The organism is Exiguobacterium sp. s145, from assembly GCF_018618835.1.
In the GTDB taxonomy this organism is placed as follows: domain Bacteria; phylum Bacillota; class Bacilli; order Exiguobacteriales; family Exiguobacteriaceae; genus Exiguobacterium_A; species Exiguobacterium_A artemiae.
Map to the genome: position 1 here is coordinate 16,280 of NZ_JACSMV010000026.1, position 25,520 is coordinate 41,799.

Consider the following 25,520-nt stretch of genomic DNA (forward strand, 5'->3'; position numbering starts at 1 on the left):
TTCCTTTTTCAACCAAATTACATCGATTCTTCGGAATTCACTTTTTCTTCACGAATGATTTGATACATATCCGACGCTTCTTCTTTTTTCGCATGTTCTTTGATGCTGTCGATTTGAACCGTGACAATCTTATTTCCGAAGCGGATTGTCATTTCATCCCCGACTGCAACCGTACTGCTTGCTTTTGCGACAAGTCCGTTGATTTTGATACGGCCTTGGTCGGCAACCTCTTTCGCCAGGGTCCGGCGTTTGATTAAACGAGATACTTTTAAAAATTTATCGAGTCTCATGACTGTTCCTCCTGCTTTGATTGATTCCATAAGGCATCCTGTTCCGTAAGCGATAATTCTGTCAACGGACGATCAGCCAATTGTTCCATCCGTGTAAAACGGCGGATGAATTTGTCATTCGTTTGTTGTAACGCATCTTCTGCCGATAACTCCATATACTTGCCGACGAGAGCGAGTGAGAACAGAATGTCGCCGAATTCACCCAACTGCTCCTCTGCCGGAGCCTCTTTTAATTCTTGAATCTCTTCTTGGACTTTATCCAGTGCACCGGCAACCGTCTCCCATTCGAATCCGACCCGGGCGACCTTTTTTTGAATCTGTTCTGCGCGCAACAAGGCGGGTGCTCCCTTAGTGACACCATCCAACAGATAAGTCCGGTCCGATTTTTCCTGGGCCTTGATTTCCTGCCAGTTGTTGACGACGTCCGCAGCCGAGTCGACTTCTACATCTCCAAAGACATGCGGGTGTCGGCGGATCATCTTATCGCTGACACTGCCGATAACGTCCCGGACATCAAAATATCCTTCATCGAGACCGATTTGAGCATGGAGCATGACTTGGAGCAAGACATCCCCTAATTCTTCTATCATTAAGTTATCGTCCTGAAGGTCGATTGCTTCCAGTAATTCGTAAGATTCTTCGATTAAATGTTTTTTGAGCGATTCGTGCGTCTGCTCCTGGTCCCAAGGACAGCCGCCTTCTCCCCGCAACCGGGCAATGATGTGCTTAAGTGTCGTGAAGTCACGATTCAAGACCGTTTGATCGGTGACAGGCGGTACATAAACCGTTGTCAGGTTACTGAGTGTCGTGATGTGATCCAGTTCATGAAGCGGAACCGTCGTTACGTGTTGCCGACTTGTCCCTGCTGCCGTTACCAGTGTCACATTATGTTCGTCGGGATAACGCTCCATCAGCATTACCTTTAAATCACCTGCGACCAATTGATCATAGACTTGTCCGATCAGCAGATGCTGGCGGATCTGCGCTTCATCGATATCAAAGGCTGTCGCATCGAGTAATTGAAATCCTTCAATCGGATCAACGCCGACTGCGGCAAACATCGGGTCAAGGAAACTTTGACCGCCGATGATGTCCAGATGTTCCGTTTGCGCGAGTAACTGTTGGACCGTACTCTCCGCGACGAGCGGATGACCCGGAACCGCATAGATGATCGGTTCCTTTTCAGCTTGTTCAAGTAACGTCGCCACAATTTCACGGTAGACGCCTTCAAACTGATCATGTTTTTCGTACACGGAATCAAACGATGTAAATTTCATTCCCTCTGCCATCAATTCTGAAACGACAGGATGATCTGCCGTTCGCAGGTAAATCGGTTGTTTTGTTTCTTTCAGTCGTTTATAGATCCCGTACGGTAACTGTTCGAGTTCCCCGACACCGAGGCCGACGACTGTAATCTGATGTGTCATATGATCCTCCTATGCTGATGCATTCGATATAATTTTTCCCCAAACGGCAACAATGCCCATTCCCGTTCCGTCAATACACCCATCCGTAAGGCAAACAGACAGAAAACACCTGCTCCACCCAAGACGAGTAAACCCACCTCGAGTGTTGCTCCGATCCGGTTTTCCCAGCCGGACAGGCGAAACAGTTGTTCGATGATGTATAAAAACAGAGCCATCGGAATGACGGCCTTCAAAAGACGAACGTAAAAAGGACGTCCTGCCGTCACCCGGCCAAACTTTCGATTGAGCAACAACAGCTGGGCTGCCGCCATAACCGCAAACCCACCGAACGTCGCCATACCGGCACCGACCATGCCATACAGGGGAATCAAGTAAATATTGAGACCGAGTTTGATTAACAGACCCGCGACCACGCCGACGAACGCATATTTTTCCGCATCGACGGATTGCAGGCACGATACGATGATCATGGACAGGGAGGCCGTGAAAGCCGTTGCCGCCAACCAGCTGAGTGCGGCTGTCCCGTTATCATCCTGATACAAGGCGATGTTTAACGGACGCATGACCCCAACGAGTCCGACGGTTGCCGCAGCTGCTATCAAGAGTCCGGACCGCAACAGGGTCTCAAGATGCAACTTTGTCGCTGTGTCATTACGTTTCCGGTATTCCATCAATAACGTCGGAACGCTCGCCAAACTGATCGAGGTCGCGAACAAAATCGCAAACTGCAACAGAGGGTATCCTCGGTCAAAAATCCCTTTTTCAATCTTCGTCTCCATTGAGTCTCCGAGTAAGTTGACGAAGGTCAGTCCGTCAATCAGTTGCATCAGCAGCAAAGCGAGCGATGCGATACTGACTGCGAGACCACTCGTCAACAAAACACGTCCGACACGCCGGAGATGACGACCTGAGATGACAGGACGACCGATTTTTCCTTTCGCAAAGCGTAACAACAGGGCGAGCGACGCAATGCTTCCGCCGAGTGCTGTCATATGCGCGTTTGCGCCGACTTGATAAGGATTCGCTCCGGCTTGCACACCGTAGTACGTCACGATCAGCAATAAACAGACCCGAACGGCGTTTTCCGTGATTTGCGAGAACGCCGTCGGACGCATTTCAAGATCCGCTTGAAACATTCCGCGCAATACAGCAATGACCGGTAACAGATAGAAGGTAAACGTGACGGCACGGAGCGGTTGAACAAGTTGTTCGTCACCGAACAAGGCAGCGACTTCAGGAGCAACCCACCAGCCAATCGTCCCTAATGTCAGCGACATCGCGAGCAGGACAAAGAAAATCGACCATAAGACTTCGCGTTTTTCTTCCGGATGATGCAACGTCAACTTGGCTACGACGACCGGTAAAGCGTAAATACCGAGTGCCGCCGCGATGGCAAAGACCGGATAAACGGTTTGATAGACGTATAAACCGAAGTCCCCCGCCATATTTTGATACGGAATCCGGTAAAAGAAACTCAACAATTTCGAGACATAGCTCGAAATGGCGAGCAGGGCTGCCCCCTGCGCAATCGTCCTTCGTTGACTCATTGTACGATCCGGCGGTCAATCTCAGCCAGTAACCGTTCGGCCTGCTCTGTCATCTGTTGTACGGTTTGTTTGCCGCGGTTTAGTGTCAATACCAGCTTTCCTTCTTCCTGCCCCATACCAAGACCGCGTCCGATCGGAACGGTCCATTTCACGAAATCCGCTACATCCAACGTTTGTGTCGTCTGTTCAGACAAGACGATTTCGATTTTCGGATCTGTTTGTTTGACCCGTTCGACCCGTGCCCGTTCGGCAAAGATTCGCATTCGTGTCAATTGAATCAACCGTGCGACTTCAGTCGAGAATTCTCCGAAACGCTCCAACATTTCCGTTTCCAGTGATTCCAGGCTTTCCGGTGTATCGACATACTTCAAACGTTTGTAGAACTCGATTTTGAGTTCCGAGTCCGCCATATAGTGGCTTGGAATATAGGCATCGAGGCTGAACGTGAAGTCCGGAACGAATTTCTGAACTTTTTTTCTGCCCTTCATCCGTTCTTTCCGTTCTTCGACCGCTTCCGACAGCATTTGTGAGTACAAATCAAATCCGACAGAATCGATGAAACCGGATTGTTGTGAGCCGAGTAAGTTTCCGGCACCGCGAATGGATAAATCGCGCATCGCAATCTTAAATCCGCTTCCGAGTTCCGTGAATTCCTTGATCGCTTGCAGACGGCTCTCCGCGACTTCCGTCAATCGTTTTTGCGGACGGTACGTGAAGTAGGAATAGGCGACACGACTCGACCGGCCCACCCGACCGCGTAATTGATACAACTGCGACAGACCCATCTGATCGGCATCGTTGACAATCAACGTATTGACGTTCGGAATGTCAATTCCCGTCTCAATGATTGTCGTACTGACCAGGACGTCCGCATCCCCTTCGAAGAAAGCAATCAACTGACTTTCAAGTTCTGTTTCCGTCATCCGCCCGTGGGCAGTGACAACACGTGCTTCCGGAACGAGAGCCCGGATTTCTTCCGCTTTCCGTTCGATTCCTTCGACACGGTTATAGAGAAAGAAGGCTTGTCCACCCCGTCCAAGTTCACGTTCGAGTGCTTCGCGCATGACGATTCCGTCATACTCCATGACATACGTCTGGACCGGATAACGATTTTCCGGCGGTGTCTCGAGGACTGATAAATCACGGATCCCGATCATCGACATATGCAGCGTCCGTGGAATCGGGGTCGCCGTCAGTGTCAGCACATCGACATTCGTCTTCAACTGCTTCAACCGTTCTTTATGCTTAACACCAAAACGTTGTTCTTCATCAATAATCAGCAACCCGACGTCGGCAAACTGGACATCTTTGGACAGGACACGATGGGTGCCGACGACGACATCAATTGTTCCTTCCTTCAAGCCCTTTTTCGTGGCTTTCAGTTCCGCTGCCGAGCGGAAACGACTCATGACGGAGACGTTAATCGGCCAGTCACTGAAGCGTTCGAGCATCGTTTCATAATGCTGTTGGGCGAGAACCGTCGTCGGAACGAGCAGTGCGACCTGTTTGCCTGCCATGACTGCTTTAAAGGCAGCCCGAATGGCAACTTCCGTTTTCCCGTAACCGACATCCCCGCATAACAGACGATCCATCGGACGCGGGCGCTCCATGTCTTTTTTGATTTCTTCGATCGACCGGAGTTGGTCGACGGTTTCCTCGTAAGGGAAGGATGCTTCAAAAGCCTGTGTACTGTCATCATCCTCGGGGAAGGCAAAGCCGACGGCCGCTTCACGTGCCGCGTACAGCTTAATCAGTTCATCCGCGATATCCTCGACGGATTTTTGAACCTTCGCCTTGACCTTCTTCCATTCCATCCCACCCAGTTTGTAAATCTTCGGCTCTTTCCCTTCCGCCCCGACATACTTCTGGATTAAGTCGATTTGATCGACCGGGACATACAGGGAATCCTCCCCGGCATAAATCAAATGCAGGTAGTCTTGGTGATTGCCGGCGACATCAATCGTCTTGATGCCGTGATAACGACCGATTCCGTGATGGATATGGACGACGTAATCACCGGTCTTCAGTTCCTGATAACTTTTGATTCGTTCGGCATTCGTCAGTTTCGTCGTTTGTTTCCGTCGTCGTGCCGGCTGTTTAAAGACTTCTTCTTCCGTGATGACGACAAGACGGGCGTTTGTCATCTCAAATCCGCCATGAATACCGCCGATTAAGATGGACGGATGTCCGCGACGGATTACATCTTCCGTCGTATGCAGAGACGCTTCGACCCCGTAATCGGATAACGTCTGCCGCATGCGTTCCGCCCGTTCCCGGTTGCTTGCCAGAAAGACCATCCACATATCCGCCCGACCATACCGGTCGACTTCCTGTTTCAATCGTTCCATCTGTCCATGGAACGGAGCGATCGGCTTAATACTGAAATGAATCGCCGCACTTTCCGGCACACCGCTACGCCGTGTCGGAAGCAACGATAAATAAAGCAATTGCCGTTGCTTGAACACATTCAGCATCGGAACCGATAACGTATAGTCACTGACACTTTGTCCCCGTTCGATCAACGAAGCCATCCATTCCGCTTCTTCTGTATCCTGCACTTCGGCCGCTTCTTCAATCCGGGCCACTTCATCCACAATCAAAACAGCATCCTTAATATCGTCAAGCAACGTCGTTTCATATAAAAGCGGCGCATACTTCGCGAGTTGTTTCGGACGGTCCCCGCCTTCAAGCACTTCGACGTCATAGGCAATTCCTTCTTCAAGGGCAGCCAATACTTCCGTACTTTGAACCCGTTCCTTCGTCGCATCATACAGACGGCGTAACTTGTCACCCGCCGTCTTCAATCCTTCGCGTGTTGCAAAATGTTCCGTCGCCGGAGGCACTAACGCTTCTGCGATGACACCAAGTGAACGTTGAGTCTCAGCATCAAATGTATAAATCGAATCGACTTCTTCATCAAATAAGTCGAGCCGATAAGGACGTTCGACAGTCAACGGATATAGATCGATGATGCTTCCACGGACCGCGAACTCTCCGGGCGTCGTCACCGTCGCTGTCCGTTCGTATCCGGCATCGATCAATTCCTGAATGAAGTCCGGAATCGATAAGACATCCCCCGGTTTGATCCGTTTCGTATGATTTAAAAAGTCAGATGCTGTCGGAACGTATCGTCTCAGACCGACAAGCGGGATGATTAAAATACCGTCGTCCGTCGTCAACAGACGATGTCGGGTCTCGATCCGGGTTGCCCGAAGTTCGGGGCTTGCGCCGTATGATAATTCAGCAGCAAGCGTTTCGTCGACCGGATACAACATCACGTCCTGCTCGGGAACAAGTTCAATTAAATCATCATATAATTTTTGAGCCTGGAACATGTTATGAGTCACGATGACGAATCGTTTTTTCGTCTCTTGGTAAATGCCAGCGATGAATAACGCTTTCCCGCTATTCATCAGGCCCGTGATCAGTTGGGCATTGACCCCGTCGCGGAACCGTTCCCGGACGGTTTTGATCTCCGGAATACCGAGTAACAGATTTTGTAGTTGTTTCATACTTTCCCTCCTAGGACGACAGCAAAAACGCTTTGGTCACCCAAAGCGTTTTGTTCAGTTATAGCGATTCATCAAAGCTAAAAACGGTGTATCGATGAAATCAGTTGCGATATTAACGGAATCAGACAACACATGTTGCAACGTCGTCTGTTCTGATTTGGCAAATGGCATCAAGACCCAGTCGATGACTTGAATCGGGGCCGGCGGACGGCCGACTCCGAGTTTCAATCGTTTGATGTCTTGTGTTCCTAAATGTTGAATCAACGATTTGACTCCGTTGTGACCACCGGCACTCCCTTTTGAACGCAGGCGCATCTTCTCAAGCGGCAAATCAAGATCATCATAAATGACAAGGACATCTTCGACTGCGATTTTGTAGAAATCGAGCAACGGACGGACAGCTTCTCCCGATAAATTCATATACGTCAATGGTTTAACGAGAACGACCCGTTCCCCTTTAATCATTCCCGTTCCGAAGACGGCTTTAAACTTAGACTCTGTTAATTTTATGCCATGTTCCTTGGCGAGGGCATCAATAGCCAAAAAACCGATGTTATGCCGTGTATTCGTATATTTTGCACCTGGATTTCCTAAACCGACGATACATTTCATATCGGCACCTCCTCTACTTTTCCAATCTGGATCCCGCTGACGAAAAAAGCAACGCACAAGGGTCCGATTTTTAAAAACCGGACCTTGGCGTTCATATCTGTTTGTAATCAGCTGAAGAGCGGGCTGATTGATTTTTGTTCATGGACACGGATGATGGCTTCTGCCAACAAGCGTGCAACCGAGATTTGTTTGATTTTGCTTGCACATTCACGTTGCGTCAAATCGATTGTGTTGAGAACGACGAGCTCTTCGATTGCCGAGTTTTCGATACGTTCCATGGCTGGACCGGAGAGAACTGGGTGCGTACAGCAAGCGTACACTTGCTTCGCTCCGTTTTCGATCAAGGCATTGGCAGCAAGCGTGATTGTACCCGCTGTATCGATGATGTCATCGATGATGATCGCAATTTTACCATCGACTTGGCCGACGATGTTCATGACTTCGGCGACGTTCGGTTTCGGACGACGCTTATCGATGATCGCGATTGGTGCTTTTAATTGTTCAGCTAATTTACGTGCCCGTGTTACGCCGCCATGGTCTGGAGAAACGATGACGAGTTCGTTCGGGTCGATGTTCTTCTTCTCGAAGTAAGAAGCAAGCAAGGGAACACCCATTAATTGATCTACTGGAATATCGAAGAATCCTTGGATTTGAGCAGCATGAAGATCCATCGTCACGACGCGTGTCGCACCGGCTACTTCAAGCAGGTTCGCTACAAGCTTCGCTGTGATCGGCTCACGTGAACGGGCTTTGCGATCTTGACGTGCATATCCGTAGTACGGGATAACGACGTTGATCGTCCGGGCCGAAGCACGTTTCAAAGCGTCGATCATGATGAGAAGTTCCATCAGGTTTTCGTTGACCGGTTGGCTTGTCGATTGAATGATGTAAATATCATCCCCACGGACGCTTTCTTCGATGTTCATTGAAATTTCGCCGTCACTGAAGTGTTTGACTGAACTTTCGCTGACAGGAATTCCGATGACTTTAGCGATTTCCTCTGCCAGTGGTTTGTTCGAGTTAAGTGCGAAAATACGAATTTCATGTTCTAAGACAGTAGACATGGTTAGGTGGCCTCCATTTGTTTGGGTTTAGACGAGTAGAGCGACGGATAATGAACGAATAAAAATTAACGGTAATCTGGTTTAGTTGTTTGGCGTTCCCGTGCGATAGCGAGACCGTTTTCCGGAACATCGTCCGTAACAGTTGATCCTGCTGCGACTAGCGCATTTTTACCAACCGTGACCGGCGCGATCAAATTGACGTTACATCCGATGAACGCATCGTCTTCAATGACCGTTTGGAATTTATTTGTTCCATCATAGTTCACGGTGATCGATCCGCAACCTAAGTTGACGTTTGTGCCGATCGTCGCGTCACCGACGTAACTCAAGTGAGCAGATTTACTGCCTTCACCAAAAGTCGATTTCTTCACTTCAACGAAGTTACCGATTCGTGTGTTGGCACCGAGAACTGCTTGTTGACGTAAATGGGCAAATGGACCGACCTGTGCTGCTGGTCCGATTTTGCTGTCCGTCACGACCGATTGACGCACGACCGCTTGATCAGCGACTTCACTGTTACGGATATCCGAATTCGGTCCGATGATGCATTCCGAGCCAATTGTTGTGTTACCGAGCAACTGTGTGCCCGGGTACAAGACTGTGTCGGAACCGATGACGACATCCGGTCCGATGTACGTCGACGCCGGATCGATGAACGTGACGCCTTGACGCATCCAATGTTCGTTTGTCCGTTTACGCATTGACGTTTCCGCTTGCGCAAGAGCCACCCGATCGTTGACACCAATCGTTTCTTCAAACGTCGATGCCGCATAGGCTGCAATCGTTTCTCCGTCTGCTTTAGCGATTTCGATGACATCCGGCAAATAATATTCACCTTGGACATTATCGTTTTTGACCTGCTTAAGTGCTTCGAATAACATCTCATTATCAAATACGTACGTTCCGGTATTGATTTCTTTAATGAGAAGTTCTTCTGCGTTCGCATCTTTGTGCTCGACGATTTTCGAGACGTTTCCGTCTTCGCCGCGGACAATTCGTCCGTATCCTGTTGCATCGTCCGCATGTGCCGTCAAAACAGTCACTTTCGCACCTGTTTCTGCATGGTGTTGCAAGAGCGACTGTAACGTTTCACTTGTCAAAAGAGGTGTATCTCCACAAACGACCAGTGTCGAACCTTTTTCCTGTCCAAGAACAGGTTCTGCCATTTGAACAGCGTGACCCGTGCCAAGCTGCTCACTTTGAAGTGCATATTCCACCGATGTGCCGAGCACTTCTTTTACAGACTCTGCACCGTGACCGACGATGACGACTTGACGTGTGACACCAAGTGTCGTCAACTGATCAACGACATGTTGTACCATAGGTTTCCCAGCTACTGGGTGAAGTACTTTGTAGAGCTTTGATTTCATCCGAGTGCCTTTACCCGCTGCTAGAATTACCGCGAAATGATTCATCCTTGTCGCTCCTCCATGTAAATTAGTGTTGATTTCGTTCTGAAATAGTCCACTCGTTCCCACTATAACGAAAATGGCGCAACGAATCAATGACAGGACAGACCGGAAATCGACAAAACACATAAAAAAAGACAGGTTCTCCCATTGGCGGAGACCTGTCAATCGCGTTAGGAAGGATCGGTTGCTTCAAGCGCCGCCAGTTCAAGTTCTGACGCCTCACCGTTTTCTTCACGAATCGCATATGCTTCTAATACTGAATCTTCGACTTTTTTTCGCATTAATGCATTGATTGGATGGGCGACATCACGAAAGATGCCTTCCTGTGTCCGCTTGCTTGGCATCGCGACGAAAAGACCGCTGTTTCCTTCGATCACGCGTAAATCATGTACCACGAATTCGTGGTCGAGCGTAATCGAGGCCAGTGCTTTCATTCGACCCTCTGCTACGACGCGACGAATCTTAACGTCGGTGACATTCATTTTGTCCGCACCCCTTTTTATAACCGTTGTCACAACTCTTCGTTGTCTACTTCTACTTACGGCTTAAAACATTCAAAGGTTTAGCTTTTGCCAATCATTTCACGCATAATTTCCAAAAGTTTGATAATTACAGTATAGTTACAAAAAAAATCTGTGTCAAATTCAGGTGTTTTCTCCATCTGTGAAATACTGGTCGACATTTCCCCGTTTCACTTGAATCTGTCCAAGATCGACATCAACATCCGAAAGCTTCATCAGACTGACGTACTCATTGACCATCTTCTTCTCGGCACCTTCTGCTTCGATCAACACACCGACACCTGCCACGTTCGCTTCGAACTCACTGAGCAGACTCATCATCCCCCGGATCGTTCCGCCAGCTTTCATGAAATCGTCAATCAGCAGGACGTTCGCACCTCGCGGTAAACTGCGTCTCGCAAGAGCCATCGTCCGGATTGCTTTCGATGAGCCGGAAACATAGTTGATGCTGACGGTCGAACCTTCCGTCACCCGGCTGTCTGAGCGGACGATGACGAACGGTACACCCAATTGTTCGGCAACGGCATAAGCAAGCGGGATTCCTTTGGTCGCAATCGTCATGACGACGTCGACTTTTTTCTGGCTGAAGACAGAAGCAAACACTTGTCCCATCTGTTTCACCATCCGCGGATCTCCGAGCAAGTCCGTCAGATACAAGTAGCCTCCCGGCAACAGACGATCGGGGCGTGCGACACGTTCACATAATTCATCAATGAACGGCAACGCCTTTTCACTGCTCCAGGTCGGAATGAACATGACGCCTCCCGCGGCTCCCGGGACAGTGACGAGTCGTCCGGTTCCTTCATGCTCCAACATTTCACTGACAATATCTAAATCTTCACTGATCGAAGATTTCGCAGAGCTGTACCGTTCTGCGAAAATCGTCAATGAGACCAGATGATGCGGATGATCCAGCAGGTAACGTGTCATATCTACCAGCCGACCACTTCTCCGAATTTTCATCTAAATCGTTCCACCTCTCCGTAATTCCGAATATTCAATAGTGAATATATCATTTTCATACGGAAACTATCAATGGTTTTCCCCTAAAAGACGAACGACGTAGACTTCATTACAAAATCCTCGTAATCCGTTATAGAGACGCTGCGCCCGGTTTTCGTGTTCCGTCAAAGCAAAAACGGTCGGACCGCTGCCGCTCATCAAGACACCTTCTGCTCCACAACTTGTCATGAACGCTTTGATTTGTTCGACTTCCGGATGCATCGGTAATGTCACGGATTCAAGGACATTGCCGAGCGATTCACAAATGGCCGTGAAATCTTGGTTCTTGACCGCATCGATCATTGCTCCGACATCCGGACGTTCCGCTGTTTCCAAATCAAGCGCTCCGTACACATCTGCTGTCGAGACACCGATGGTCGGTTTCGCCAGTACAACCCAACAAGGCGGAGGAGAGACTAATTTCTCGAGCTTTTCCCCGCGCCCCGTGGCAATCGCGGTGCCACCCATGACACAAAACGGGACATCCGATCCGACTTCTGATCCGATTTCCGCCAACTGTTCAAGCGTCAGGTTGAGCTTCCATAGTTCATTCAGTCCACGCAGTGTTGCGGCTGCGTCACTCGAACCGCCCGCAAGACCTGCTGCGACCGGAATTTGTTTCTCCAAATAGATTTCAACCCCGCTCTTGACGTTGAATCGTTCTTTCAGGACTGCTGCTGCTTTATACGCTAAGTTGCGTTCATCATTTGGTACGTAAGCATGTTGGGCATTCATCCGAATCTCGCCGGACGCTAATTCCGTCAATTCGAGACGATCTGCCAAATCCACCGTCGTCATCACCATATGTACATCATGATAACCATCCGGACGTTTCGCCGTCGCATCCAATACTAAATTGATTTTCGCTGGAGCTTTTACAATAATCGTCATCGTGCCGTTCCTCCTCTAGTACGTTTCCTGTACGAATTGTATCAACCTTTGCACAAAAAAAGAAGCGAACATTTCTGTCCACTTCGGAAGGTAAGTTTACGAATTCGCGAATTCGATTTGTACGGAGTCGGTTAAAACGTCGGCATAGCTGTAAGAAACTCGCTCGACATTGTGACGCTCTGCGTCTAGCTTGACTACAAACACCGATGGATACGTCTCAACGAGCGTTCCGATTCGGGTTACGACCTTTTTACGACCGCCGCTTGCTTTTAGCGTCAGTCTTTCACCTACATGTGTTTCAAATACATGTCTGATTTCGTTCAACGTCTTTGGCATACGCTTCACCTCACTAATATTTATTATAGCATATGAAGTAAATATTAGGAAGAGGAAATATTATATCTGTTCTTTTGTCTACCGTCAACGTTTTTTAATCGGCAAAAGTGCGTCGGCAAGTTGTGCAAATTCCTGCAGGCTGAGCGTCTCGCCACGGCGGCGTGGATCAATGCCGGCTTCATGTAAAGCCGCTTCGACCGCTTCCTTTTCTGCTTTTCCAAAATGGCTGGATAAGTTATTCAGAATCGTTTTCCGGCGTTGTGCGAAACTGGCGCGTGTTACTTCGAAGAAGAGTTTCTCATCAAGTGTCTTGACGGCCGGTTCTTTACGAATGTTTAAACGGATGACAGCCGAATCGACGTTCGGCGCAGGAATGAAGACCTGTTTCGGAACCGTAAAACAAACTTCTGCTTCTGCGTAGTATTGAATGGCGATCGACAAGGAACCGTATGCTTTCGTTCCCGGCTGTGCCCCGATTCGTTCCGCCACTTCTTTTTGAATCATCATGATCAGGGTCCGGAACGGTGTCCGCGCTTCGAGAATCCGCATGATAATCGGCGTCGTCACGTAATAAGGCAGGTTTGCGACGACAGCGAGGTCCGTAATCCCTTGTTGCGTAAACTCTTCATCGACGATCGTTTCAAGATCCAGTTCGAGCGCATCCCCGTGAATGACTTTCACGTGCGGATACGGAGCAAGCGAATCTTCCAAAATCGGCAGGAGCCGCTGGTCGATTTCGAGCGCCACGACTTTTTTCGCCTGTTTTGCTGATTGTTCCGTCAACGATCCGATACCGGGACCAATCTCAAGCACACCGCTGTCCGGTGTCAGATTAGCGGCACCGACGATGTTTCCGAGTACGTTTAAATCGATTAAAAAGTTTTGTCCCAAGGACTTTTTGAATGAAAATCCGTGCTTCGCCAAGATTTCCTTTGTCCGGTGTAGTGTTGCGATGTCTTTCAATCCTGTTCCTCCTCTATCTGTTTCAAAGCGTCTTCCCATTCTTGTTTCGTGATCCGGATCGACGCGACACGTTTGACGAGTTGTTTGGCATTTGGTTCACCGATGGCGAGCAGCTGTCCGAGCCGTTTCCGGCGTTTTGAGGCCGCTGGTCCCCCGATCAAGTCCGCTGCGAGAATCATCTCCCGCGTCACTTCCGCATCATGCTGCTCTTCCGTCTCATATACGGCACCAAGCGCCCGTTCAATCGCTTCCGGTGACGCATGTTCGACACCGATTTTCCCGCGTTTATCCTTGGCATCTGCCCGTGGCAGGTAAGCCTGTTTACATCCCGGTACCCGCTCGTTAATCCGGGCCCGAATCCGGTCGCCCGGGAAGTCCGGATCGGTAAACACGATGACACCGCGCCGTTCAAGCGCTTTGGCAATTCGCTGCAGGGTCTGCTCATTGACCGCAGAACCGTTCGTTTCAATTGTATCGACATCAAATACTTCCTGTAAGCGTGTCGTATCATCGCGTCCTTCGACGACGATGACTTCTTTTAAGCGTTTCCGCATCATATCTTCTCCACCTTTTTCAAACACTTCCGTAATTGTACCTGTTTCCACAAAAAAAACAAGGAAGCGTCAAGTGCCCGCTTCCGTCGTCTCGTTCGGGATGACCCAGATCTGGATCGTCTTCCGGCCAAATGTTTTGGCGGTCGACTCTCCTTCAACAAGCACATCAATTTTATTTCCTTTAATCGCACCGCCGGTATCAAGGGCAATCGCCAGTCCGACCCCTTCGACATATACCTTTGTTCCGAGGGGAATGACTTTCGGATCAACAGCGATGATCGGCAGTCCTTGATACGTGATCGTATCCGTCACGTCATAACCGGTCGCCGTCAGTGCCCGTCCATCATACAATTGACTTCCATTGGAAGCCGGATCATTTGTATAAGCCGTTGCTTCAACCATCAGGGTTTTTGCTTTGCTAAAATCTAAATCAGTTGCCGCCTTAGGTTCTTCTGCTAACGGTACCGTCGCTTTTTCCTGATCAAACGTCGGTGCCGGTGTCGTCGCGGCCTCAACCGATTCAACGGGTTTCGTTCCGATCTTGACGACTTGTTTAACCGGTTCACTCGTCACTTCATTAGCAATCAGTTTCTTTTCTTTACTCAATCCGTCCGCAAGGGTCAATTGATATTTTTGGGTCCGGATGCCCGGGCGACCGGATTTCGTCACCAATTGTTCGCCCGCCGGTAAGGTGTCGTCTTCGACAGTCTCGACTTCAAACGGTAACAGCTGTTGTTCCGTCAGCACGGCACGCCGTGTCGTATTGACCGTAACGAGCATGTCCTTTGCGACGACCGTATCCAGACCGGGCATGACCTTGTCTTCTGTCTGAAGCTTAACGCCCTGCATCGACAACAGTTCCCGCACCGTCGTTTGATACGTATAGACTTCACGCGCTTTTCCTTCGACAATCAGCTCGATCGGAAACGCCTCCCGGTACCGGACTGTCATGCCGCTCGTCAAAACAGCTTCTTTCAAAGGATACACATCATCCGTCTCAAGCATCTGGCTGATTCCCTGTTCTTTTAACAGATCCTCGACACTACGTGCTTGCGTCCGGATTGTCCGTGCTTCACCGTACCCCATGATTAATGTAATTTCTTTAGCCGGTTGAATGACGATTAAATCATTTTTCGGAAGATTGGCACTTAAAGCCGGCTCGATGACATCTTGTGAGCGAACCGAGATGCCGGCTTCTTTCAAGACACCGAAAACGGATGTCTCCACCGTCTCGATTTTCGTTTGCCGGCCATCCACAAGAATCGTAACGTCACGCGGATGGTCCATCATCATATAAAGCAGACTGGCAATCAACAATAAGGTGCAGCCGATGGTCATATAGGTGATCGATCGAATCATGGAAGGCGGAAGACGCGCTTGGCGTTCTCAGTCGTCGCTTGTTCGATATCCGCGTACATCATTCCCCGCAATTGGGCGATTTCTTCCGCAACGAATCGGACATATGCCGGCTCATTCCGTTTTCCGCGATACGGAGTCGGTGTCAGGTACGGACAGTCCGTCTCGACCAATAAACGATCAAGCGGTACTTCCTGTGCGACGCGTTTAGGCATCTTCGCATTTTTAAATGTCACCGGTCCTCCGAGGGAAATGTAGAAATTCATGGCTAAGCAACGCGGTAGCAGTTCTGCACTCATGCTGTAGCTGTGCAAAATCCCACCGACTTCTTTTGCATCTTCTTCTTCCAAAATGCGGAGCGTATCTTCCGTCGCTTCCCGATTATGAATAACGATCGGTTTATTTTTTTGCTTCGCCAAGCGAATCTGTTTTCGAAACGCTGCGTCCTGAACGTCTTTCGGCGACGTATCCCAGTGGTAATCCAGTCCGATTTCTCCGAGGGCAACGACTTTCGGATGATCCATCAATCGTTCCACTTTTTCATAGGCGGCATCGTCGAAATCGATTGAATCGACCGGATGCCATCCGATGACAGCATACAGGTCGTCATACTGTTCGACGAGTTCCATTGCCCGGTCAATCGTCTTGTGATCAAAGCCAACGACGATCATCGGAGAAACCCCGTTTGCCCTTGCCCGCTCAATCGTCTCCTCGACATCTCCGTCAAACTGATCCGAGTTTAAATGTGTGTGTGTATCAATCAACATACTATTCGACTCCTTCTTTCAAAAAAATGCCTGTGACATCAAGTCCACAGGCATCCGGATTATTTTACGCTTGCTCCGTTCGCCATCGTTGATGGTACGGTAGCTAATTCAAGTTTACCTGATTTCTCAGCAGCGAGCACCATTCCTTGCGACAATTCTCCCCGTAATGTGACCGGTTTTAAATTGGCGACGACGATGACTTTACGGCCGACTAAATCTTCCGGCTCATACCATTCCGCGATTCCCGAAACGATTTGTCGTGTCTCTTTCCCCATGTCGACGGTCAGCTTCAGCAGTTTTTTTGCTTTCTTGATTTTTTCAGCTGTGACGACTTCTCCGACACGTAACTCGATTTGGTCAAAGACATCAATCGTCGTTTCCGGCCGAGCATCAGTGTCTTCTTCCTCAACTTCCGTCTCTTCTTCGACACGTGCGGCAGAGGCTTGTTTCATCATCTCAACGATCGCTTCGACTTCTTCTTTCATGTCACGACGCGGGAAAATCGGTTCGGCAGCACCGACCTTTGTTCCTTCTTCAATAGCCGCGAACTGTTCAAGAGCCGTCCAGTCCATCGGTTGTCCTTCCAGTCCGAGTTGACGGAACATCTCTTTTGGCGAACGTGTCATGAACGGTTGCAACATGATGGCGACGTGACGTAACGCACCGACCAGGTGAACCATCGATGATGCCAGTTCATCCGTTTTCGACTCGTCTTTTGCGAGCACCCACGGTTGTGTTTCATCGATATATTTATTGGCACGGCTGATCAGTTGCCAAATGTGTGACAAGGCAACCGAAAACTCCATGTGTTCCATCGCAGCTTCGACCTTCTCGACTGTTTCTTTTGCCAGTGTCGACAATGTCTCGTCAAACGGTGTCACATTTCCGGCATATGTCGGAATGACGCCGTCGAAATACTTCGTGATCATCGCAATCGTCCGGTTGAGTAAGTTTCCAAGGTCGTTCGCGAGATCAAAGTTCATCCGTTCGACGAATGCTTCCGGTGTGAACATGCCATCTGATCCGAACGGTACTTCCCGAAGGAGGTAATAACGTAATGCATCGAGTCCGTACCGATCAATCATCGGAACCGGATCGACGACGTTTCCTTTGGATTTCGACATTTTACCGTCTTTCATCAACAACCAGCCGTGTGCAAAGACTTGTTTCGGAAGCGGTAAGTCAAGCGCCATCAAAAGAGCCGGCCAAACGATGGTATGGAAACGAACGATTTCTTTTCCGACGAGATGGACATCAGCCGGCCAGTACTTATCAAAGTTTCCTTGGTCATCCGTTCCGTATCCGAGTGACGAGATGTAGTTCGTTAACGCATCGACCCATACATAAACGACGTGTTTCGGATTCGATGGAACTTTGACGCCCCAATCAAATGTCGTCCGTGAAACAGCAAGGTCCTGTAAACCCGGTTTGATGAAGTTGTTGATCATCTCGTGTTTCCGTGACTCCGGTAAAATGAACGATGGATTCGCTTCATAATATTCGACTAAGCGATCTGCGTATTGACTGATCCGGAAGAAATAACACTCTTCCCGAACGAGTTCGACCGGATGACCGCTGTCCGGACTCTTACCGTCAACCAGCTGTGATTCGGTATAATACGTTTCATCCGGAACGGAATACCAACCTTCGTACTCTCCGAGGTAGATGTCGCCTTTTTCAAGCAACGTTTCAAATACACGTTCGACGACTTCTTTATGACGCGGTTCTGTCGTCCGGATGTAATCATCGTAGGAAATATCAAGACGGTCCCACAATACTTTGATTTGTTCGACGACACCATCGACGAATTCCTGCTCGGACACACCGGCTTCCTTCGCTTTTTCCTGAATTTTTTGTCCGTGCTCATCTGTTCCCGTTAAGTAACGGACATCAAATCCCTGAAGTCGTTTGTAACGCGCCATCGCGTCCCCTGCGACTGTCGTATAGGCATGACCGATATGTAGCTTGGCGCTAGGATAATAAATCGGTGTAGTGATATAAAATGTTTTTGCCATGATATTCCTCCGTTCTGTATTTCATTTCATTATTATACGCTGTTCTGTCGTCTGTGTCGAAACACGTTTTTTGTCGAATGCAAACATTTTTTGACATCAGACATCGAATACCAAAAAAACACACTAAATAGTTTGATTTCCTTTAAAAAGGGAAAATCTATTAGTAAATCGTTTCAAATGTGGCTTTTTTGAGAAATAAATGACATTTTGATTTCAAGCTATTCAGATTGGTTGACTACTTTTGGAAAGTTTAGTATTCTACATTCTATAGAAGTGATGTCGAATTTTGACGATTTTCCAAAAATAAAGAGAACCTAGACATCAGAGGAGGAACAACAAAATGAAATCAACAGGTATTGTACGTAAAGTAGATGAGCTCGGCCGGGTCGTTATTCCAATCGAACTTCGTCGTACGCTTCAAATCGCAGAGAAGGATGCTCTTGAGATTTATGTCGACAACGAGCAAATCATCCTTAAAAAATACAAACCAAACATGACTTGCCAAGTAACAGGTGAAGTATCAGAAGATAACTTCAAACTAGCTGATGGTAAATTGATTCTCTCTCCAGACGGCGCACAACGTGTCCTCGTTGAGTTAAAAGATTTCCTCGACCGTCATTACGCAGGAAACGAATAAGCAAAAGAAGCGATTCCAAACGGAGTCGCTTCTTTTTTTAGGATTCATGATAACGCAAATACAGTTCCTGGCGATCGAGTCCCCGTTCCTTCGCCACCCGTTTTAAGGCAGCATTCGGTTTTTCGCCTTGTTCGATATACCTTTCAATTTGTTGCAACGGATCCGCTTCCTGTTCTTCTTCCGCCGGCCGTTCTTCGGTCGATCCTTCGACGATGACGACAAACTCGCCCCGGACCTCTTCTTCCGCCCACTCGAGCGCTTCTGTCACAGAACCCCGGATATACTCTTCATACCGTTTAGTCAGTTCACGGGCTAACGTCAATTGACGGTCACCGAGCACATCCCGTAACGCACCTAACATCTCTTTTAGACGATGCGGTGCCTCGTAGAAGATCAGGCTTCCTTTTTCGTACCGGACGGTTTCAAGCGCCTCACGACGTTCTTTTTTCTTACGCGGCAAAAAACCGTAGTACAAAAAGCGTTCTGTCGCAAGACCCGAGGCAACAAGTGCCGTCAGCGCGGCATTTGCCCCCGGTAAGACGATGACCGGAATGTCTTCGGCAATCGCTTCCCGAATTAAATCACTGCCTGGATCAGAGATTCCCGGCATACCGGCGTCCGAGACCAAGGCAATCTGTTTTCCCGCATGCAGATCAGCTAGCAGACGTGCTCCGCTGACCTGCTTATTATGTTCGTGATAGCTGACAAGTTTCGTCTCGATTTTAAAATGATTAAATAACTTCATTGTTTGTCGCGTATCTTCCGCCGCGACGAGATCGGACTCCTGTAAGATACGAACAGCCCGGTATGTCATGTCTTCAAGATTTCCGATTGGTGTCGGAACGATGTATAATCCGGTCGTTTGTCCTTTAAAACTGCTTGTTGCTTTCATGAGATGACCTCCCTCCTTGAATAAGTCGTTCTTTTTTTATACGTGTCAATTGTTTGATGGCATACTCACGCTTTAAGGCTTCCGATTTCGTTGGAAATGTTTCAGTATACTCGAGCACGACCGGCAGTCTGGCCCGGGTATACTTGGCACCTTGTCCGGCATTGTGTGTCGCCAACCGTTTTTCGACATCAATCGCATATCCTGTATAGAGACTGCCGTCCCGGCAACGGACAATGTAGACGGCATGCTCAGACATTAAACTGATTCCGCATCTGTAACGTATATGTGTCGTCTTGTTCGTAGACGATGAAGGGGGCTAATACCTTAAGACCCGGCTTGGCATCTTTAATCCCTTCAATCAACAACATGTTGGCCTCTTTGCCTTCTTTCGGGTAGATGAGTTGCATCCGCTTCGGTTCAAGCCGGTACTGCCGCATCAATGTCACGATGTCGAGCAGGCGCTCCGGACGATGGACGAATGCCGTTTTTCCGCCTTGCTTCAGCAGATCTGCAGCCGACCGGATACAATCCTCGAGTGTACATAATACTTCATGACGGGCAATCGTATAATGTTCACTTGCATTTCGGTTCGACGATTCGTTTGCCAGGAAGTATGGTGGATTACATGTGACAGCGTCATAAAGACCATATCCCAATTGTTTCCCGGCTTCCTTGACGTCACCTTCGACCATCTGCAATTGGTCTTGTTTTTCATTCATCTGAATACTGCGCTCGGCCATATCAACGAGACGGGGCTGAATTTCAAGTCCTGTGATCGTCCCTTTCGTCCGGTAAGACAAAAACAGGGGAATCGCTCCATTACCGGCGCATAGATCCACCAACTTCCCCTGTTGGATCGGCACCCAGGCGAACTGTGCCAGCAAGGCAGCATCCAGAGAGTATGAAAACACGGTTGGACTTTGAATGATTCGTCCTTCTTTTCCAAGCAGATGATCCAGTCGCTCATCTGATAATAGTTCAGGCATAACGTTCTTCCTTTCTGAAAAAAAGACTGACTCCTAGGAAGTCAGCCTCTCAATGTTTCGTTAACATGGACAAGCAGAACAGACAATCTCCGTCTTTACGGACTTGACCATAATGCAGGTTACAAATATGGAATCCTTCTTGATACAACCGTCCCAGATTATCATAGCCAGCACCTGTACCGGCTTCCGCCTGTGCTTCTTCTGTAATCGGTTGTTGTTCATCGCGCTCTACCTTCTCACGGAGGTGATGATTCTCAAGATACAGATGTTGGTTCTCCTCCATCATGTAAGCAAGCTGATCTTTCAATACGCTCAGATGCTCAGTCAGCAAGTGAATCTGTTGCTCGATCGCATCAACACGCGTAATGATTTCTTTTTTATCGACTCTCTCCACGCGCATGCACCCCGTCATTCTTTTGGTCGTTTTTGTTTTACGGCACCGACAGAAAGTAGTTCCTCCATCGAGTAAGTCAGGACCCGCGAACGGTCTTTTAATTCAATTTGAACGATTTGGTCAAGAATATTCAGACCGACTACCCGTCCTTCGCCTTCCGGAACAGTCAAACGTTTTCCGTAATCCGGCAAATCCCGTCGCATTTCTTCATACGTGTCATTTTCATATTTTAAGCAACACATCAAACGACCGCAGACACCAGAAATCTTCGTCGGGTTCAAGGATAGGTTTTGATCTTTCGCCATCTTGATCGAGACCGGTTCAAATTCACCTAAAAACGAAGAGCAACAGAGAACACGACCACATGGACCGATTCCTCCCAGTAACTTCGCTTCATCACGGACACCGATTTGTCGTAATTCAATGCGTGTCCGGAAAACAGCCGCCAAATCTTTGACGAGTTCCCGGAAATCGACACGACCTTCTGCCGTGAAGTAAAAAATGACTTTATTGCGATCAAATGTATATTCGACATCGACTAATTTCATATCGAGTTTGTGCTCACGAATTTTTTCCACACAAACAGCATGCGCATCAAACGCTGCCATTTTATTTTCACGAACGATCATCGCATCTTTATCATCTGCGACCCGAAGGATGGATTTCAATGGCAAGACCACATCTTCTTCGTCCATTTGTTTATCGGCAATCACCACTTCGCCGTATTCAATGCCCCGTACTGTCTCGACGATGACGGATTGTCCTCGTGATAATGACTCTTGTCCAGGTGCAAAATAATAAATTTTGCCCGCTTCTTTAAAGCGAACGCCTACTACTTCTAGCATATCGCTCTACCCTTTCTGTAAGTCAAACATGAGACGCTCAACTGTTAATTGAGGATTAACATTTGCTTCGATCCGTTTAACGGCTGCGAGTACTGCCTGCAGCCACCGTGTGATCGTCGTCTGACTTTTCCCACCCATCTGTTCCAGTAATGGCCGGCTGTTTGCATATGTGATCGTTTCCCATGACGGATTCAATTTAAGATGCAGTACATCTTCAAAGAAACATGTCACCAGTTCCAGACCAATTCGTGCATCTTGCCGATTTTTAAATTGACTCATCCATTTCTCCTGGACAAACAACGGTAAATCCGCCGGACGATTCGCTAATTCCTCCATCAATTGTAACACTGACACTCGCGCATTTACAAACCAGTCTTCGACTAATGCCTGTTCTGCATCTTCTATTTTAGGATAGACTCGGGCCGCCAGCTGAGTCAATTCGTTATCCCGTCCCGTTTTTTCGGACAGGACTTGTCCAATCAACAGGCGATCCGCTGGACGAAAACTTAATAATTGACCTCGCGAACGAATCGTCGGCAACAGCAATTGCGGTTGATTCGTAATCAAAATGGCTACTTTTCCCGCTCCCGGTTCTTCAAAGAACTTCAGCAGGCTGTTTGCCGCCTGGGGTGTCATTTTATGCGACTGCGTCACCACATAGATTTGGCGGTCACCTTCAAGACCCCGTAAGGATAAATCATGCATCAATTCCTGAATCTGTTCTTTTTTTATCGTCGCACCGTCCGGTTCGATTTGATAATAGTCGACCAAGTTTCCGCTGTCCATCCGACGGCAGCTCCGGCACGTTTGACATGGTTCGATTTGATCACGACGTTCACAAAACAGGCTTTTGGCGAACAATTGAGCCGCCTCTAAAAGAAGCGGCTCATAGTCTCCCGTAAAGATATAAGCGTGGTTGATACGATTCGTTTGTAACGAGTTGCGCAAAATCGTCGCAATGACCGATTGAGTTTGTTCTAGTTCATGAAATGTCTGCATTAGAATTGATGAAACCCTTCGATTGGCAAGACGAACACCGTTGCTCCGCCAACCTGTACTTCAACCGGATAAGGAATATATGAATCGGCATGACCACCCATTGGTGAAATCGGTGAAACCATTTGTTCCCGACTTGAACAGTTCTTTTTGATCAAACGCATCAAATCATCCAAGCGTTCACTTTGGACACCAATCATGAACGTGGTATTTCCTTCTTTGAGAAAACCGCCTGTCGTAGCGAGTTTTGTTGCCCGAAAATCGTGTTCGACCAATGCTTCTGCTAAACGTAGGCTATCTTTATCTTGAACAATCGTAATGACCATTTTCATGATAATCTCTCCCTTTTTTTTAAATACGTCAAAACATCCTTACATAATTCCGTTTGTAAACTTTCAATCGATTGATTGGCATCGACCAACTGAATACGCTCCGGTTCTTGTACCGCTAACGTCATAAAACCATCGTATACCCGTTGACGGAACGCATCATCGCGTTGCTCGATTCGGTCCAGTGCCCCTCGGTCCATCATTCGTTGCTTCGATTCCGACACCGTCAAATCAAACAGATACGTTCGATCCGGTGTTAAATGGTTTGTTGCCTGCTGATTAATGGAACGGACCTGTTCAATTGTATAACCCAGTCCATACCCTTGATAAGCAATCGATGCATCGATGAACCGATCGCATAAAACAATTTTTCCAGCAGCAAGAGCCGGACGAATCAATTCATTGACATGTTGTGCCCGTGAAGCTGCATACAAAAGGATTTCAGTCATCTCATCCATCTCTTGAAAATCAGGATTTAAAATCAATGACCGAATTTCATTTCCGATTCGTGTTCCACCCGGCTCGCGTGTCATCACGATCTCATACCCTTCAGCCGTCAATCGATCTGCAAGTAATTGCAACTGGGTCGTTTTTCCGGCACCATCCGGTCCTTCGACTGTAATAAATGTTCCTGTCATTCTCTAATTCCTTCCTGTATCACACGTAATTTCCCCTGATGGAGAAACTCACCGCCCTGCAGATGAATTGATGTGTTTATATAATGTTCAATCATTGTAATATGTTCTGCTGTTATCCGTTCTCCCCGTAGGATTAGTGGTATCCCGGGCGGATAGGGAATGATTGTTTCAAGTGAAACCAATCCGACTGACTGTTCAAAAGTTTGTTCGACCGCCTCAGCGTCTTCCAATTGATCGAGTGGACAAGCCAGGGACGATACCTTTATTTTACCCATAAACGGTTGTTCCATATACCTTTTATCCGGAATTCCTTCCGCTTTTAAGGTTTCGATTGCTAATTGGATCTGATTAATCCAGGTATCCTGTTCAAATGGCTCGATACTTCGTAGCGGTAATATACAAACTACATGGGGTCCGAGAGCAAACTCAGCATCCAGTCCTTGATCCGCCAACGCCTCGATTAACTGACTTCCGGAATATTCCTCACAGGACAAAATCATCCGTGACCAATCATCGAACGTAAACGCCGTTATATCTGTTAATTGATTGATTTGTTGATGAAGGTGTTCGTGACTGGTCCGGACAGACTTCATATTGGAAACCGTCCATTTTTCACGATACTCACGAGCAAAATCGAGTGAAGCCATCAACAGATACGACGGGCTGGACGTTTGAAAGGCCTGAAGAGCCCTTGTTAACCGTCTCCGTTCGTCATCCGTAAAGCGTTCATGGATCCAGGCTCCCATTGTCAGAGCAGGTAACGTCTTGTGCGCCGATTGAACAACAGCAGTGGCTCCCAGTTCAAACGCTGAACGAACGCCAAAAGCTTCCCCGAAATGAGCACCATGGGCTTCGTCAATCAACAATGGTATACCCGATGCTGTCGTGAATGGAAGCAACTCCTCGATTCGAGCCGTTTCACCGTAATAGGTCGGCGAAGTTAAAAAGACCGCAACGCCTCCCGGAAAAGTCGTTAACGCTTCCTCCAATGTTTCACGTGAAACATTTCCGCTGATACCTGTGGAGGGATCTATTTCCGGTTCCAATAAAATCGGAGATAACCCAAGCCATTCCAACGCATTAAAAACTGATTTATGGGAATTACGCTGAACGTATATCCGGTCTCCCCGCTGTGAGACCGCAGCTAACATTGCCCAATTACCAACTGTCGATCCATTAATCAAGAAATGACTGTCACGTGCTTCATAGACTTGACGTAATAAGAGTTTTGCTTCATAAATGGCCTCTTCCGGATGATGAAAATCATCCAACCCTCGCAATTCTGTTTTATCCCATTCGAAAAAAGACGGTAATCCTTCGAACAATGTTCCATTTTTATGTCCTGGAACATGCCAGGAAGTAGCTTTTCTTTCTACATGAGCACAAAGTGCTTCAATAATCGGCATACGACCTTTCATCTCCTACAGTCCTTTCCAATCTAAACTACAAAAAGACCGACCTGCAAAATGCAGATCGGTCTCTTACTGGCCTGGCAACGTCCTATCCTCACAGGGGGAAGCCCCCAACTACTTTC

The 25,520-nt window shown here is 48.1% G+C and carries 26 protein-coding genes; 1 reads left to right on the top strand and 25 read right to left on the bottom strand.

Annotated features, from left to right (window positions below; genetic code table 11):
• Window positions 1-17: 17 nt before the first annotated feature.
• From KNQ07_RS14630 to metG, 16 genes are all read right to left on the bottom strand, one after another.
• Complete coding sequence (locus KNQ07_RS14630; RefSeq protein ID WP_012368960.1) at window positions 18-290, bottom strand: RNA-binding S4 domain-containing protein; 273 nt, start codon at window positions 288-290, stop codon at window positions 18-20.
• Window positions 287-1,717, bottom strand: a complete 1,431-nt coding sequence (gene yabN, locus KNQ07_RS14635) for a bifunctional methyltransferase/pyrophosphohydrolase YabN (protein ID WP_214767537.1) — start codon at window positions 1,715-1,717, stop codon at window positions 287-289. The genes KNQ07_RS14630 and yabN overlap by 4 nt, the downstream gene beginning before the upstream one ends.
• The gene (locus KNQ07_RS14640; protein ID WP_012368958.1) at window positions 1,714-3,264 is read right to left on the bottom strand and encodes a polysaccharide biosynthesis protein; all 1,551 of its coding nucleotides are present in this window, start codon (window positions 3,262-3,264) and stop codon (window positions 1,714-1,716) included. The genes yabN and KNQ07_RS14640 overlap by 4 nt, the downstream gene beginning before the upstream one ends.
• Window positions 3,261-6,776, bottom strand: a complete 3,516-nt coding sequence (gene mfd, locus KNQ07_RS14645; protein WP_214767540.1) for a transcription-repair coupling factor — start codon at window positions 6,774-6,776, stop codon at window positions 3,261-3,263. The genes KNQ07_RS14640 and mfd overlap by 4 nt, the downstream gene beginning before the upstream one ends.
• A gap of 54 nt (window positions 6,777-6,830) precedes the next feature.
• The gene (gene pth / locus KNQ07_RS14650) at window positions 6,831-7,388 is read right to left on the bottom strand and encodes an aminoacyl-tRNA hydrolase (protein ID WP_012368956.1); all 558 of its coding nucleotides are present in this window, start codon (window positions 7,386-7,388) and stop codon (window positions 6,831-6,833) included.
• A 107-nt stretch (window positions 7,389-7,495) separates the two neighbouring features.
• On the bottom strand, window positions 7,496-8,452 hold the full coding sequence (locus KNQ07_RS14655; protein WP_012368955.1) for a ribose-phosphate diphosphokinase: 957 nt from the start codon (window positions 8,450-8,452) through the stop codon (window positions 7,496-7,498).
• Between the two features lie 65 nt (window positions 8,453-8,517).
• A complete protein-coding gene (gene glmU, locus KNQ07_RS14660; protein ID WP_012368954.1) occupies window positions 8,518-9,867 on the bottom strand; it encodes a bifunctional UDP-N-acetylglucosamine diphosphorylase/glucosamine-1-phosphate N-acetyltransferase GlmU in 1,350 nt (449 codons plus the stop codon).
• Window positions 9,868-10,034: 167 nt separating this feature from the next.
• Window positions 10,035-10,346, bottom strand: coding sequence for a septation regulator SpoVG (gene spoVG / locus KNQ07_RS14665; protein WP_012368953.1), 312 nt, complete (start codon window positions 10,344-10,346; stop codon window positions 10,035-10,037).
• 162 nt (window positions 10,347-10,508) lie between these two features.
• Window positions 10,509-11,348 (bottom strand): pur operon repressor, encoded by an 840-nt coding sequence (gene purR / locus KNQ07_RS14670; RefSeq protein WP_012368952.1) that lies wholly within the window; start codon window positions 11,346-11,348, stop codon window positions 10,509-10,511.
• Between the two features lie 69 nt (window positions 11,349-11,417).
• On the bottom strand, window positions 11,418-12,278 hold the full coding sequence (ispE, locus tag KNQ07_RS14675) for a 4-(cytidine 5'-diphospho)-2-C-methyl-D-erythritol kinase (protein ID WP_214767542.1): 861 nt from the start codon (window positions 12,276-12,278) through the stop codon (window positions 11,418-11,420).
• Between the two features lie 96 nt (window positions 12,279-12,374).
• Window positions 12,375-12,614 carry a Veg family protein gene (locus tag KNQ07_RS14680; protein ID WP_012368950.1) on the bottom strand — a complete coding sequence of 80 codons (240 nt, stop codon included), beginning with the start codon at window positions 12,612-12,614 and terminating at the stop codon, window positions 12,375-12,377.
• Window positions 12,615-12,698: 84 nt separating this feature from the next.
• Window positions 12,699-13,577, bottom strand: a complete 879-nt coding sequence (gene rsmA / locus KNQ07_RS14685) for a 16S rRNA (adenine(1518)-N(6)/adenine(1519)-N(6))-dimethyltransferase RsmA (RefSeq protein ID WP_012368949.1) — start codon at window positions 13,575-13,577, stop codon at window positions 12,699-12,701.
• Window positions 13,574-14,134, bottom strand: a complete 561-nt coding sequence (gene rnmV / locus KNQ07_RS14690) for a ribonuclease M5 (protein ID WP_214767545.1) — start codon at window positions 14,132-14,134, stop codon at window positions 13,574-13,576. The genes rsmA and rnmV overlap by 4 nt, the downstream gene beginning before the upstream one ends.
• 66 nt (window positions 14,135-14,200) lie before the next feature.
• Window positions 14,201-15,490, bottom strand: coding sequence for a 3D domain-containing protein (locus KNQ07_RS16285; protein ID WP_214767548.1), 1,290 nt, complete (start codon window positions 15,488-15,490; stop codon window positions 14,201-14,203).
• On the bottom strand, window positions 15,487-16,254 hold the full coding sequence (locus KNQ07_RS14700) for a TatD family hydrolase (protein ID WP_214767551.1): 768 nt from the start codon (window positions 16,252-16,254) through the stop codon (window positions 15,487-15,489). The genes KNQ07_RS16285 and KNQ07_RS14700 overlap by 4 nt, the downstream gene beginning before the upstream one ends.
• Before the next feature lie 59 nt (window positions 16,255-16,313).
• Window positions 16,314-18,269 carry a methionine--tRNA ligase gene (metG, locus tag KNQ07_RS14705; RefSeq protein ID WP_214767554.1) on the bottom strand — a complete coding sequence of 652 codons (1,956 nt, stop codon included), beginning with the start codon at window positions 18,267-18,269 and terminating at the stop codon, window positions 16,314-16,316.
• A 340-nt stretch (window positions 18,270-18,609) separates the two neighbouring features.
• Between metG and KNQ07_RS14710 the strand changes: the two genes are divergently transcribed.
• Complete coding sequence (locus KNQ07_RS14710) at window positions 18,610-18,906, top strand: transition state genes transcriptional regulator AbrB (protein WP_012368944.1); 297 nt, start codon at window positions 18,610-18,612, stop codon at window positions 18,904-18,906.
• Between the two features lie 37 nt (window positions 18,907-18,943).
• Here the strand turns inward: KNQ07_RS14710 and rsmI are convergent, their stop codons facing one another.
• From rsmI to KNQ07_RS14755, 9 genes are read right to left on the bottom strand one after another with little or no spacing between them, the layout of a single operon-like run.
• Window positions 18,944-19,798: a 16S rRNA (cytidine(1402)-2'-O)-methyltransferase gene (gene rsmI / locus KNQ07_RS14715; RefSeq protein WP_214767557.1), complete on the bottom strand. Its 855-nt coding sequence runs from the start codon at window positions 19,796-19,798 to the stop codon at window positions 18,944-18,946.
• A complete protein-coding gene (locus KNQ07_RS14720; protein ID WP_214767560.1) occupies window positions 19,776-20,054 on the bottom strand; it encodes a GIY-YIG nuclease family protein in 279 nt (92 codons plus the stop codon). Before KNQ07_RS14720 ends, rsmI begins: the two co-directional genes overlap by 23 nt.
• A complete protein-coding gene (locus KNQ07_RS14725) occupies window positions 20,047-20,784 on the bottom strand; it encodes a tRNA1(Val) (adenine(37)-N6)-methyltransferase (RefSeq protein WP_012368941.1) in 738 nt (245 codons plus the stop codon). The genes KNQ07_RS14720 and KNQ07_RS14725 overlap by 8 nt, the downstream gene beginning before the upstream one ends.
• 49 nt (window positions 20,785-20,833) lie before the next feature.
• Window positions 20,834-21,184: a DNA replication initiation control protein YabA gene (gene yabA, locus KNQ07_RS14730; protein ID WP_114597427.1), complete on the bottom strand. Its 351-nt coding sequence runs from the start codon at window positions 21,182-21,184 to the stop codon at window positions 20,834-20,836.
• 8 nt (window positions 21,185-21,192) lie between these two features.
• Window positions 21,193-22,023 (bottom strand): PSP1 domain-containing protein, encoded by an 831-nt coding sequence (locus KNQ07_RS14735; RefSeq protein ID WP_012368939.1) that lies wholly within the window; start codon window positions 22,021-22,023, stop codon window positions 21,193-21,195.
• Window positions 22,024-22,029: 6 nt separating this feature from the next.
• On the bottom strand, window positions 22,030-23,022 hold the full coding sequence (locus KNQ07_RS14740) for a DNA polymerase III subunit delta' (protein ID WP_012368938.1): 993 nt from the start codon (window positions 23,020-23,022) through the stop codon (window positions 22,030-22,032).
• Window positions 23,022-23,351: a cyclic-di-AMP receptor gene (locus KNQ07_RS14745; RefSeq protein ID WP_012368937.1), complete on the bottom strand. Its 330-nt coding sequence runs from the start codon at window positions 23,349-23,351 to the stop codon at window positions 23,022-23,024. Before KNQ07_RS14745 ends, KNQ07_RS14740 begins: the two co-directional genes overlap by 1 nt.
• The gene (tmk, locus tag KNQ07_RS14750; protein ID WP_012368936.1) at window positions 23,348-23,986 is read right to left on the bottom strand and encodes a dTMP kinase; all 639 of its coding nucleotides are present in this window, start codon (window positions 23,984-23,986) and stop codon (window positions 23,348-23,350) included. The genes KNQ07_RS14745 and tmk overlap by 4 nt, the downstream gene beginning before the upstream one ends.
• Window positions 23,983-25,392 (bottom strand): aminotransferase class I/II-fold pyridoxal phosphate-dependent enzyme, encoded by a 1,410-nt coding sequence (locus KNQ07_RS14755; RefSeq protein WP_214767563.1) that lies wholly within the window; start codon window positions 25,390-25,392, stop codon window positions 23,983-23,985. Before KNQ07_RS14755 ends, tmk begins: the two co-directional genes overlap by 4 nt.
• Window positions 25,393-25,520: the final 128 nt, after the last annotated feature.